Annotated in this window: 17 protein-coding genes; 6 read left to right on the top strand and 11 right to left on the bottom strand. The window is 54.9% G+C overall.

Features of this window, described 5'->3' with window-relative positions:
* Positions 1-9 precede the first annotated feature (9 nt).
* The gene (gene mobF / locus BGIM_RS52260) at positions 10-1,488 is read right to left on the bottom strand and encodes a MobF family relaxase (RefSeq protein ID WP_029630431.1); all 1,479 of its coding nucleotides are present in this window, start codon (positions 1,486-1,488) and stop codon (positions 10-12) included.
* Positions 1,489-1,669: 181 nt separating this feature from the next.
* Here mobF and BGIM_RS0124750 point away from each other — a divergent pair, with 181 nt between their 5' ends.
* The gene (locus BGIM_RS0124750; RefSeq protein ID WP_020472411.1) at positions 1,670-2,074 is read left to right on the top strand and encodes a hypothetical protein; all 405 of its coding nucleotides are present in this window, start codon (positions 1,670-1,672) and stop codon (positions 2,072-2,074) included.
* A 216-nt stretch (positions 2,075-2,290) separates the two neighbouring features.
* On the opposite strand, the gene BGIM_RS0124740 is transcribed toward BGIM_RS0124750, so the two are convergent.
* Both BGIM_RS0124740 and BGIM_RS0124735 read right to left on the bottom strand, forming a co-directional pair.
* On the bottom strand, positions 2,291-2,629 hold the full coding sequence (locus BGIM_RS0124740; protein ID WP_020472409.1) for a hypothetical protein: 339 nt from the start codon (positions 2,627-2,629) through the stop codon (positions 2,291-2,293).
* Positions 2,630-2,981: 352 nt separating this feature from the next.
* Positions 2,982-3,788, bottom strand: coding sequence for a hypothetical protein (locus BGIM_RS0124735; protein ID WP_020472408.1), 807 nt, complete (start codon positions 3,786-3,788; stop codon positions 2,982-2,984).
* Between the two features lie 430 nt (positions 3,789-4,218).
* Between BGIM_RS0124735 and BGIM_RS0124730 the strand changes: the two genes are divergently transcribed.
* The 4 genes from BGIM_RS0124730 to BGIM_RS0124715 all read left to right on the top strand — a co-directional run bounded on the left by BGIM_RS0124730 (position 4,219) and on the right by BGIM_RS0124715 (position 6,426).
* Positions 4,219-4,419, top strand: a complete 201-nt coding sequence (locus BGIM_RS0124730; protein WP_020472407.1) for a hypothetical protein — start codon at positions 4,219-4,221, stop codon at positions 4,417-4,419.
* 62 nt (positions 4,420-4,481) lie between these two features.
* On the top strand, positions 4,482-4,769 hold the full coding sequence (locus BGIM_RS0124725; protein ID WP_020472406.1) for a hypothetical protein: 288 nt from the start codon (positions 4,482-4,484) through the stop codon (positions 4,767-4,769).
* The gene (locus BGIM_RS0124720) at positions 4,766-5,989 is read left to right on the top strand and encodes a DNA cytosine methyltransferase (protein ID WP_020472405.1); all 1,224 of its coding nucleotides are present in this window, start codon (positions 4,766-4,768) and stop codon (positions 5,987-5,989) included. The genes BGIM_RS0124725 and BGIM_RS0124720 overlap by 4 nt, the downstream gene beginning before the upstream one ends.
* Positions 5,986-6,426, top strand: coding sequence for a hypothetical protein (locus BGIM_RS0124715; protein ID WP_020472404.1), 441 nt, complete (start codon positions 5,986-5,988; stop codon positions 6,424-6,426). The genes BGIM_RS0124720 and BGIM_RS0124715 overlap by 4 nt, the downstream gene beginning before the upstream one ends.
* 62 nt (positions 6,427-6,488) lie before the next feature.
* Here the strand turns inward: BGIM_RS0124715 and BGIM_RS0124710 are convergent, their stop codons facing one another.
* From BGIM_RS0124710 to BGIM_RS0124675, 8 genes are all read right to left on the bottom strand, one after another.
* Entirely contained in the window at positions 6,489-7,244 is a 756-nt protein-coding gene (locus BGIM_RS0124710) for a hypothetical protein (protein WP_020472403.1), read from the bottom strand.
* A 258-nt stretch (positions 7,245-7,502) separates the two neighbouring features.
* Positions 7,503-7,769 (bottom strand): hypothetical protein, encoded by a 267-nt coding sequence (locus tag BGIM_RS0124705; RefSeq protein WP_020472402.1) that lies wholly within the window; start codon positions 7,767-7,769, stop codon positions 7,503-7,505.
* Positions 7,766-9,154: a hypothetical protein gene (locus BGIM_RS0124700; protein ID WP_020472401.1), complete on the bottom strand. Its 1,389-nt coding sequence runs from the start codon at positions 9,152-9,154 to the stop codon at positions 7,766-7,768. The genes BGIM_RS0124705 and BGIM_RS0124700 overlap by 4 nt, the downstream gene beginning before the upstream one ends.
* A gap of 315 nt (positions 9,155-9,469) precedes the next feature.
* Positions 9,470-9,748: a hypothetical protein gene (locus BGIM_RS63255; RefSeq protein ID WP_020472400.1), complete on the bottom strand. Its 279-nt coding sequence runs from the start codon at positions 9,746-9,748 to the stop codon at positions 9,470-9,472.
* A complete protein-coding gene (locus tag BGIM_RS0124690; protein ID WP_157369385.1) occupies positions 9,745-9,966 on the bottom strand; it encodes a hypothetical protein in 222 nt (73 codons plus the stop codon). The genes BGIM_RS63255 and BGIM_RS0124690 overlap by 4 nt, the downstream gene beginning before the upstream one ends.
* Complete coding sequence (locus BGIM_RS63250) at positions 9,963-10,355, bottom strand: hypothetical protein (protein WP_157369384.1); 393 nt, start codon at positions 10,353-10,355, stop codon at positions 9,963-9,965. The genes BGIM_RS0124690 and BGIM_RS63250 overlap by 4 nt, the downstream gene beginning before the upstream one ends.
* A 4-nt stretch (positions 10,356-10,359) precedes the next feature.
* On the bottom strand, positions 10,360-10,545 hold the full coding sequence (locus BGIM_RS0124680) for a hypothetical protein (RefSeq protein ID WP_020472397.1): 186 nt from the start codon (positions 10,543-10,545) through the stop codon (positions 10,360-10,362).
* Complete coding sequence (locus tag BGIM_RS0124675) at positions 10,542-10,919, bottom strand: hypothetical protein (RefSeq protein WP_020472396.1); 378 nt, start codon at positions 10,917-10,919, stop codon at positions 10,542-10,544. Before BGIM_RS0124675 ends, BGIM_RS0124680 begins: the two co-directional genes overlap by 4 nt.
* Before the next feature lie 257 nt (positions 10,920-11,176).
* On the opposite strand from BGIM_RS0124675, the gene BGIM_RS63245 reads away from it, so the two are divergent.
* Complete coding sequence (locus tag BGIM_RS63245) at positions 11,177-11,416, top strand: hypothetical protein (RefSeq protein ID WP_157369383.1); 240 nt, start codon at positions 11,177-11,179, stop codon at positions 11,414-11,416.
* Positions 11,417-11,701: the final 285 nt, after the last annotated feature.

The raw sequence follows: 11,701 nt of genomic DNA, 5'->3' as shown, positions 1-11,701 counted from the left end.
TGTCTAAAATCACCGATACTTTCGGGCAGGGCGGGACCTATTTAGGGTGACTTTCATCGCAAAAGTTTTTCCTGTGCCTGCTGCCCCGCGAACAAGGATGAGCCGGTCGGGTGATTCGAGGATGTGCGAAACAACTGCTTGCTGTTCTGGCGAAAGTGTGGCAGTATGTCCGCTCAATTCTGTGCGGAGAGGCCGCTTCGATTCGTCGGGGCGGCCTTTTTGTTGACCGAGGGCGATAGATGTGGCAGGGTCATGGTCAGCAGCGACCGCATCCCCTCGTGTTTCGCGAGGCCCGGACTGCAAGGGCCGCATCGTTCCTTTCCCCTCACGGGCGAACGCGATGATGCGGCTCTCTTCCGCCAGCACTTCCTTGGTGGTGACTTGGCCGTCCTTTAATAACGCGCCCTGCCTTCTGGCCTCCGGATCGATTTGCTCCGGTGTCGCCCCGCCCATGCACCTCTCCATGGCCGTGATCGCCAGGTCGGTCCAGTTCATGACCGACTGACGCTCGAAGTGGTGCTCGATGGCGTACTGGACGCCCTTGTCGGCGGTGTTTGTGGGCTCCGGGTTCAGGCCGAGGTTGGCGTCGGAAATGACCCCGGCGATCTGGTGGGCCTCCATTGGTGTGATGCGGCTCATCCAGTATTTGCGGTAATCCTCCAGCGTCATGTCCTTCCGCTTGAACTGGCGGGAGGTGGCGCCGAGCTTGTCCTTCCCCGTGGCGCTGCCCACGCCCAATTCGGCGGCCAGTTTCTCCACCTCGGCCGTGCGACGGGAGAACTTGGCGACGGCGGACTCGGGCATCCCCTTGATGTCCCATGAGTAGTATTTGCCCTCCTTTCGCTTGGTCTCGATGCCATAGCCCAAGTCAGTCAGCTTGCTTGACAGCCGCAGGTCGAACTGGCGGTCGAAGAGCTTGCGCAGATCCATGATGGGCCGGAACTTCACTGCTTTCCATTCGTCCTCGACGGGATCGCGGGTGACATTGAAGACCACCAAATGCAAATGCCTGTCGGGGTCTGGCATGTTGTCGGCCTTGGCCGGGCGGGTCTCGGGATGCTCGACGGCAAAGGCGACGAGGTTGCCGGTCAGGCGGTCGTCAAGCTGGCCTCCCTTTCGCACGCGCGTGGTGGCGTGGCCCTCAAGGTCGGACATCGTTTCGCGGGCGGCTTCCCACAGGGCGTCCTGAATCCTTGTGTCTCCGCTCTCCAAGGCGAGGGTAACTCCCTTTGGGATGCTGGCGGTCACGTCCCATGCGGGTATGCGGTTCTCAATCAGCTTGGAGGTGAGTTGCTCGCCGGTGTGCGGATCGAGGCCGTGGATCAGGCGTTTGAAATGCTCGAAGTCGGGAGTTCCGGACAGGCCGAGTTGTTCCGCTCCGTGGCCCATCCATTCCTGACGGAGGTCCCCAGCGGCGTAATACCCATCGCTCTTTGAGAAATATGCAATGGCAGCAGTCGCATTGGAGATGGCGTGGAAGCGAATCATTGCACGTCCTGCAAGTTTGCAGAACTATAGACATGAAAAATTACTCCGGCAACTGGATTGTAATCTGCGTGAAATGTGCGATTAAAAACCGTTTGACCGAGGAACTTTGTTCTGGCAATCTCGGCTCATGCATGGGCAATGTGGCTCGGTGAAATGATGTAAATGTTCAGGAGTGAATGAAATGACCAATTTTGAAGATAAATGCGATGTTGTCCTTAGCATGGATGATCCAAGCTTTGCAGAACAGCTACGCGAAGCATTAGGCGTTAAGCCCGGTGAGACCGTCCAGATAATGACACCACAGTTTGAGCGTACCGATGGCTTGCAAGTGCCAAAGCCTCTTATGGATTTCACTAAATTGCCAACGCTGGCAGAGGAAACACTAAAGGCTATTGGCTGCCAAAAATGGGATGAACCAGAAAACGGCAATGTTCTGTGGTTATACCCCGTTGAATGGTACGAGCATATCCCAGAAGGTACGCCAATCGTTGATATTAGCGGCAATAAGGAGCTATTCAAACGCGGTGAAACAGATGACGATAGACGCTATGGCGCTCTCGCCTTTGGCTTTCTTCGTGCAGCTTGAGCAACCACCGAGGGATTCAGCAGCGTGACCCCCGATGAACTCCGCTCCATCGGTGAGAAACTCTACGGGAAGCAGTGGCAGGCGAAGCTGGCTCGGGCATTGCCAGTCTCCGCACGGTCTGTCCGATACTGGATGACGGGGGATAGGAATGTCAGGCCGGTGATTGCGGAGAGGATCAGGTCGCTGGGTTGAGCCAAAAGGCAACGGGGTGTCGCGTTAAGCGGGGTCAGGATTTTTTACCGAACTGACCGGGCTGTGGGCGAATTCAGAACCCGGTTGCGCTGGCATCCAACCGGCAGCCAGTGCTTCACGAACCCATGCCGCAACGTCAGAAGGCAGAACCGGCACAACGACCTTCGTGCTCCAATCGGCCGGGTGCGGGCGGTCGGTGTAAAGCATCAAAATCGCGCCAGGCTGTTCGGCCAACTCGACCGTGAGATGCACATTGCCGCATCCGTAGCCTGTCTGCGAGTATGTCCCGCGTTTGCGGATTCGCCACCGGTACTCGACCCCGTCAACGACAATCCGCCTGGAGCCGGTTTTTCGTGTGGCCATCCCTTTAGTCCTCTGCCGCCAAACCGTGAAGGTCATCGGTTGCCCTCCGCTGAGGATTATAGCGGCACTTCAGGTAATCGGGCGAGCCGGCTGCGCCGTCGGTTGTCCTCCGGGTTCCGTCGCAAGGGCGACCGGCCAAGCGGCCGCCTCTGGCCCACCTCTCGCGGAACTTGTTGCACGAACGAATTAGTTGTGGCAGTGTTCAATCGCTGCGGCGAGGAGAAGAAAGAAGGCCACTGCTCGCAAGGTGAGTCACGCCTCTCAGCCGTTGGGGCGCCAAAGGCCCGCAGCACAACACCCGTGAATGACCCGCATGTTCGTGAAAGCCCCAGTTATCGCGGGAATGAATCGGTTATTTCGTCTTGAGCTTGAGATCCATTTCGCCCCGGTAGGAATCATCGCCCTTTTTGGTAGAAGTGCCTTTTAACATCCCATTCTCAAACCGACCGGTGAACTTATGTAGGCCAACAATGGTGGCCACATCTTCTGTAAGGGACTTTGTCGAACTGAACTTAACGATCCCGTTCTCGATCACGCCTTCCACCTCTAAGCCGGACTTACGATTCGTCCCCCACATTTGGGCAGTGAATTCTTTGCCAGACCGTTTAGTTACCTCAAGTTCCAAATCATATCCCTCGTTAACCCGCTTGCCGTTGGCACCCAACCAACTTCGCTTGCCTGTGCCGACCAATTTGGTTCCGACTCCAAAACCGTCGTCAGCTACCGCTCCCTTACCAAGTACGTTAGTCCTCTTGAACTCTTCCAACTGCTGCTGGACTGCCTTGGCAAGTTCGATTTTACCGCCCTTTGTGTAATCCCTGACAGCCGTCGCATAAGCTTCTTCTAGCTTCGACCGGGCAGATCGAAGCTGTGTCTCGTAGGTTTTGACTGGGACTGATTTTGGCAACTCCCTTCTATCCTCGAACGCCTTGGCTTCGGCCTGGGCCATTTCAAGTTTCTTGAGATCGCCCATTTTCTGCGCGGCCTCCTCCTTTTTTTTCAGGTCTTCAAGCAAACCCGTCCGGGCCTTTGCCACTCCCTTTTCGTACTCGGTCTTCATGGCAGTAAGCTTTTTCTCAACCAAGTCATCGTCGGCGGCTAAAACCAATTCGCAAGCAAATAGGCCGCAAGCCACCAACAGCAGGGCTGGACGGTACATCAATACTCCTCGGTGATGATTTTTTGCCGACGAACAATGATTCGATTTGCTCGCCGGGCACACGCGTAACCAATTCGCGGGCTGGTGTGTTTTCGTTGGCTGACAGGGTTGCACAACGACAGTTAAATATCTGTCACCGTAAGCACTCCCGTCCCCTCTGTCAAACACCAACTCGTCATTTTCCCCAGCGAATGATTCCGCCTAACCGGCGGTCAAGAGAGGGCATGCTGCCCAGCTTCGCTCAAGTCCAAGCCCAAGCGGGCGTCCAGTCAACGATTTTCCCCGGCCTAAAGGCCTCCTCGCGGAAGTCAAAATCGCCGCCCGGCCGGACTTGCCCGAAGCTCCCCTGCCAAGGCTATGGCCACCATTAGGTTTCAGGGCGAGGCAAGAAGCCTCTTCCTAAAACCTAACAACCAAAAGGAGTCTCAACATGACCATTCAAGCCATCGTTCGCCACACCTCCGCGACCGCCATGACCTTCACCGGCAAGCCATCCGAAGAAACCCGCCGGGGCCTGCTCGCGGCGGGCTACTCGTTCGACGGGAGGAGCAAGCAGTGGTATGTCCGCGCGGAGGAAATCGTCCTCGTTACCGAGGAGCAAGTAGCGCGTGACATCGGCGTGGCCGCGTGATACGAAATGGGAGGCGCTATCAACGCCTCCCACCTCTCAACCGCAAAATGGAGTTTGCGATTATGACAACTGAAACCACATCTACGATCAAAACGCAAGAGCGAGGCGACCGCCTTCCTCGATACAAAATCGGCCATCAATTTCTGTCACGCGGAAAAAATCCCCGGCTCTGCACCATTACCGACATCCTTGCCACGACAAACAGCAAGGGAGATGTGGTTAAGATTCGTTACGTCGCAACCCATGAATTCATGGGTCAAGTTCTGACCGATCATGATGTTTGCGACGCGGCAGTGGCCATCGGGACCGAACTCGCCCGTCTAGCTCAAGCAAAAAGGCTGTCCGCTTGAAGTACGGCTCAGTTTGCTCCGGCATCGAAGCCGCGACAGCAGCTTGGCATCCCCTCGGGTGGAAACCGGCATTCTTCTCTGAAATCGACAACTTCCCCCGTGCCGTTCTCCAGCACCACTACCCATCGGTGCCGTGCCACGGGGACTTCACCACCATCGGAAAGGACACCTATGACCCAATTGACCTTCTTGTCGGAGGAACCCCCTGCCAGGCCTTCTCAGTCGCGGGACTTCGCCAGGGCTTTGCTGACGAGCGAGGCAACCTCACACTTGAATTTATTCGGCTGGCTCAGAGGCTTCAGCCCCGCTGGCTGGTTTGGGAAAATGTCCCCGGTGTCCTGTCACAGGACACAGGACGGGCTTTTGCTGCCTTCCTCGGAGGGCTGGCGGAATGCGGGTATGGGTTCGCCTACCGGGTTCTTGACGCTAGACATTTCGGAGTGCCACAACGGCGCAGGCGTGTGTTCGTTGTCGGATATCTTGGAGACTGGCGACCTCCCGCAGCGGTACTTTTTGAGCGTGAAAGCCTGCTTGGGGATATTACGCCGATCCGCGAAGCGGGGAAAATCATTGCCGCCACTCTTGAGGCAGGCGCTGGAAGCAGTCGCGGGGCGGGAACGCCTCACTCACTGCTTGCTCCCACGATCCCTGCACGAAGAAACGCGGGCGGCGGTCTCGGCACAGACTTCGACCTCGACGGCGGCTTGATCGCCCACGCCCTTCGGGGCGAAGGTTTTGACGCGAGCGAGGACGGCACGGGAAGGGGGACGCCACTCGTGCCGTATACGCTGGCAATTCGTGGGAGAGGAGACAGCCATCATCTCGAATACCGACAAGATGGCATCGCCAATGCCATTCTGACCCCCAATGGAGGGCGGGCAGGAATAGGTGTTGGGGCGGTTGCATTCCAGCAAAACACGCGAGACGAGTTGAGATATATTGGTGGCGACGGCCAGATTGCCGGTGCTTTGGCCGCTCATGCAGGGATGAAGCAACAAAACTTTATCCAGCAACTTATGGCCGTCCGTCGTCTCTCCCCGCGAGAATGTGAAAGGCTTCAAGGTTTCCCCGATGATTACACGCTGGTTCCAAGCCGTGGCAAGCTCGCCGCAGACGGACCCCGTTACAGATCGCTCGGAAACTCGATGGCTGTCCCGGTGATGAGGTGGATTGGAGAACGTGTCGCGGAGGTCGAGCAGCACCTCGGTTTGGCCGCATGATCGACTTGGATTCATTGATCGAGCGAACCGACGCCATCCGCGAGAAGTACGAGCACTACTGGCGGGACGAACAGGCACAAGCCGAACTGAAAGCCATTTGGGGTGACGCGATCAATGCCAACGGCGTCTTCGTCAACGCACCGGAAGAAATCCTCTACGACAGAGACGGCTACAAGGCGTGGATAACCATCGGGACAGCGAACGGGCTTCACGCTTTCGGGTGCGGCTTCCAAACGCCAATCGAAGGCTACGGCAACGCCCCCTCCATATGGGACGAGCTATTCGAGACTCGCTCCGAAGCCAGGACAGCCGCGATAAGGTTTCTGCTTGAACGATTGCCCGAGGCGAAGCACCCGCACGAGCACGCCCAGCGTGAGCAAGTGGAACGCATGAGGAAGGCGGTGGCGAACGAGTTGCGGCAGCCGAGCTTGTTTTGAGAGGGCAGCAAATGATTGGAGATGCCATATGGCAGGAGCAAATCCGTTCCTTCGGCGGCATATCATTTTGTAGAAGATTCTGACTTCATGGCATCGGTTGAGAGCTTCTTCCAAACCTTCCTCGTTTTACACTGCTGAGAAGCAAGTTCCATGATAGCTTTCTCGAAACCCCATGCCGGGTCGATAGCGGCGATACCCATTCGCCCCAAACGCTCACGAAGCTTGTATTCATCTTCTGGAAGCACTACGCAAACGAGATCTTCTAGTTCAAAGACAACATCTCCCAGCACTCGATATTCTCGCTCCCACATGAAGTCATGTCCATTGTGCATGACGTTGACAAACGGAAGCAATGGCCATGAACGACCAGCAAATCCATTCTTCTCGCCGATTTCATAGATGCAGTTGACCGCGTCTCGCAACTGATTCGGGCCATAGTCGTTGATATAGATAGCTGATTGAGCTCCCTTGCTGTAAAGGAACTCTCGTTTAAATACAAAGCCGAATGCCTCAAGGTTAATTTTACGGGAACCCACATTGAGCAATTTGGCAATCTGATCAAGGGGGGTTTCCGTGAAACAGGACACCTGAAACTGCTTTTGATCCTCGGCAGAGAGTTTTCGCAGGTATTCACCGTGATAACAGTGAATGCCAAGAGCGCAAATCGTCCTGGTCTCAAGAATGTTGATGAAATTATCAAGGGCATTTCTACCGCCCTGTTCCTCCGTCCGCACATTTCGGTCATCACGAGTCAGATGAACCATGAACATTGACACATCGCCACGCTTCTCCATTGCGACTTCGGCCCTGCGATTCATGCAATGCTCCTCGGGAATGCTGGCTGGATAAACTGTAGGGATTATTCTAGCGGATGGTGCTGAACCTTGCTGCGCCGAAGGCAGAAAATCGAGTTTTCAGTCAATCAACTTATCGAAGGGTTTGCCACGAATATGATGTGAGCTTGATGAGAACCATGTCGGCCAGCGATCCGCAAACCAAAATTGGAAGCTACAGTCAGATGCCCGACCGGTTGCTCGGGGTGTTTCGCGGGGCGATTTCCTGGGGAAAGTGCCTTGCTACGCCTCGTCGAGAATATGCCTTGCCTCTGTTTCCGGCTTACGCTCATATGCCAGAATCGGCTTGCCCATGCATCGCAGCCGCGACTCCGGGATGCCGCACATTCGCTTGTTCATGGACTCGGCCCTGTTTGGCATGACGTCGTAAGTGATGCCGAGCTTGGAGTTCGAGCGGCCGACGATGATGCCTCGGCACTCGTATTCGCCCTTGGCGTCAAGCACAATCACCTCTTGGGCTTGGTTGAACCGCATGTGCTGGAAAGTCATGGTTTTTGACCTTCTATTTCGGTTATCGCATTGCGTATTTCATAAAGCGTATCTCGCCGGAAACCTTCGGTTTCACCTCCATTACCATAGCGAGAAATGAAAGCTTCTGCTCTTTTCAGCGCCTCAAACACGTTGAATCCAATTAATTCCAGCAGGTGTGATTTCTTATATTGGCCTTGCAGCAAATCCATCAGTTCCCTGCCGCCATTTTTGTATAGCTTCTCGCGCCATTCCTTATCGGCATCCTGCCTGCCGCTTTCAAAAACAACCGAAGAACTGTTGTCCATATCATCACCCGATTCCCGCTCAAGTGGCCTCAGATACGTGCGCACAGCATCGTATGCCAGATCGACGATCTTATGTCCAAGAACATCTGCAAACGCAGCGTTCGTGTAAATGTCACTTCGGCGTTCATTAGTCTCGCATTCAAACTTCGTGTAATTCACGGTGTCCTGGATGGCCTTTCTCATCGCATCGCAAATGGCGTCGTCCATTAGCTTCTTTATGTCCAATTCATCCGGCCGATGTGGTGGCGCAGCGCCGGGGACTCGCACCCCGAGTTCTTTGGCTTCTTCCTGACATTCGCCTTTGGTTTCTGTCAGGCCAACGCTGCGTACAAAATTCGACATTGGCTCTGGCTCTTCATCAGGCACCGGCGAGATATCACCAGCTTCCATGCGGCCAATGGCCTTCAGCATTTCGTCGGACTGGGGAGTGCGGAGGTAGGGGAGGACAGCATCCAAAGCAATATCCGCACACTGTGGGCAGTGAATATCAGCCTTGAGCATTCGCTTTTTTAATTCTGCCTCATCGACAATCGGAATGTCACCAGAGTTGGCGATGATCGGATTTTCATAAATGGTGCCATCGCATACTGAAGGCTTGGTCAAAGAAGGCTGGACCGACTTTGATGGATAGACCTGAACCATGCCGTAATCCGATGGAGACGCCCTTCCGGTTGTGGCCTTCACCATTTCCTCGTCGGAAAGAACTTCAGTTCCCAAGTGGAAAGATTTGATATTGGGGTGAAAGTAGCTCCCTGAAGCATGCTCGGATTTAGGTTTGGCGGCATCCGGCCTCTTACTCGGGCAACTGCGCAGCAACGCCTTGATCTGGCAATATTGGCAAACCCCTTTGTCTTCCGGGTAGTCATCGCTCGGCGCGTCGCTCATGCAGTAACACTGCTCCAGCACGGAGAAGCGAGAAATATCCATGGAAGGCTCGCTCGAAGCCATTTTCGCGACGTCACGAAAATGGTTGGCCTCATGCTGGCGAACGATGTCGAACGCATCCTTGTAGCCAGCCGCATACCCGACATGCTCGGGAGCAGTAAATTTTCCCTTTGGGCTGCCTTTCTCCAGTTTTTCAATCAGCGAATCGGTCATTTTGTGCCTTTCTCTTTGTGGGTTTTAACATCCACAAGCCAGCCAACCATCGTGGCCCCCGCAGAAATCCCAGCAGCAAAAGAATGAAGATCAAAAATGCACACAGTTAAAGAAAAAATGGTCATACACCATGTGCTAGTTGTAATGATGCTCGTATCTGGTTTTGTCATATTCCCTCACAATCAAACCAAAATTTTCCACGGTAATTACAAACGCTGTAATCATAAACCATCTCTCCAATCCACAGTATCAAGGCAATAACCGCTATGACGGATAGCCATTTACCAAGACAGGAGTTCGTGTCTGGTTGGCGCATCATGGTGCCCTCTTTGCTTGGTGGCGGAATACCTCGCCCATCGCGTAGTCGATGGCCGCCTGCGGCGTTAGGAAGTGCTCGCCGGGAAGCCTGAGCATTCGCTTCTTCCCGTCCTTCATGGCCCAGCAAACCCTTATCCACCAAAATCGCGGACTGTCCCCCTGCGCTGGCGTTTGCCGCAGACACACCCACTCATAGCCCTGTGGCAGTTTTGGCCTTTTGACGTAGTGGGGCCAATCCTCCCTCGCCCAACCATCTATCAGTTCATTTTTGGTCACTTGGTCAACTCCTTATTGACCAGCCGAAGCTTGGCCTCAATCTCTTCAAGACGAGATATTTCGCAACGGATCGATAGGCTCAATTCTTTAAGCATGTTGTGCGCCTGCGAAAGCTCAAAGCTCCGTTCGTGCTCATCTTTGGCGTTCCAACCGCGAACCACACGTCCCTGAATGAAATCAATGGTGTCTGCCACGCTTTCGATCATTGCTGTTTTCACAGATCGCCTCCTTGCTTGTTCAACATGTTTTCTGCGACTTTCGGAGTATTCTTCGCTTGTCTGTTTTCAAGCTCACGCAAGGCTTCGTTCCACGAATAGAGCAGAGCTTCTTGAACTCCGTTCAGGTCAAGGCTACCCATGACGGATTCAACCCGATAGCCCCATAACTCTGTGGTTGGGTCATAGCCGCATTTGCACACCACCCAAACGTCACAGCTATCCTCGCAGCAATGGTCGGAATGGGCTTCAAACCGCCTGTTATTGCCACATTTTGGGCACTTCAAAATACTTTTGTTTTTCTTCAGGAGTACTGGGCGTGTAAACATATTTTCCTCATCTCTTCGGCGTGTGTTTCGCCGCGGCCCATGCCACAAGGCAAAGCCAGTCATCTCCTCAATCGTGATGGCTTGCTTGAACGACACCCCTGTCTGGTGGATGGTACTCGGCCAGCTTCATCTCCACGAACTCGCCCTCGGACATCGCGACCGGGTGGGCATGCCGCCAGCTACAGACCGCCAGCCAGCAGAACAGCCCGAGAACAATCAGGAACGTGACGGGGTGATTGAGGGTGCGGATCATGCCTGGCCTCCGTCACGTCCGGCAAAAGTCGCCGGGTTTGTCGGGACCAATCCGCGCGTCGGCTGGGGCCGGAATGCTTTTACAATGACACCCGTTGCCTCGGCCAGCACGTCAGCCCCGTCCATCGAAGGCTCTCCGCCTCCGAGCCGGGCGTACCACTCGTTCATCGGCACAAATTCTTCACCATTGTCATGGATCACTTTGCCGCCGCTGATCCACAGGCCGAACTCCTCGTTCATGTGGTGGCCGTTGACATGGAAGTCGCGTTCGGTTTTCCCGTTGGCGTACTTTGTCATGCGATCAAGTGCGTCGTTCAGGGTGCGAGAAACACCTTCGTATGTCGTCGTGTCGGTGGCGAGTTGCCAGTTATACATATTGCCTCCATGCAATTTATGTGTTGACTTGGTGAAGCCACTCTGCCACAAATTAAATGCAAGCGCAACACATTTTTTGAGTCTACTGCACCACAAGTTATGAGCCTGATATCCAAGGATTATTACTCTGCCCGCGAATTAGCCGCCCTCAAAGGGGTGCATGTCAAAAGCGTTCACCGTTGGGTGCAGAAGGGGCAAGGGCCGAAACCCGAACTGTTTGCGGGGGCATACTGGTTCGAGAAGAGGGCCGCCGACCTATGGCAGCCGCCAAGGTCGGGGCCGAGGAAGAAACGCGAGCTTCAACATCAACAGAAAGATGCATTATGAAAGTACAGGTGAGAAAATACATCGGCGGCGACAAGTGGTTTTTGGAGGTTTGCGCCAAGAACGGCAAAGTGCTTCTTGAGGGCAAGCAGGACTACGCCAACCGGCGCAACGCGGTCGCAGCCGCCAAGCTGATCGCTGGCGGCAAGCTCAAGATGGTGGTCGAGGCATGAATCGCTGGGCATATCTTGAGAACATGGCAACTCTGGCGGTCATATGCTTCTTATGCTGGTCGATAGGAAATATGTGGCCGATGTTGCTGCTTCTGAACATGAACAGTTCGGCGGGTCGTGAGCCGTGAGTCGCCGCCGCGACCTCACCCCCTGCCTGTCTGCCTGGTACGCCAAACGCTTCCCCCTTCGCCCCCTGAAAACAGATTTCTCCGATGAGGTGCTCGCGCTTGCGGACATGCTCATGGCGCAGATCGACCCGGACGGGACGAAGCCGTTGATGTGCCC

It is taken from the genome of Zavarzinella formosa DSM 19928, assembly GCF_000255705.1.
Classification (GTDB): Bacteria; Planctomycetota; Planctomycetia; order Gemmatales; family Gemmataceae; genus Zavarzinella; species Zavarzinella formosa.
Note: the sequence above shows the minus strand (reverse complement) of the source record. Positions and strands in the feature narration are given on the sequence as shown.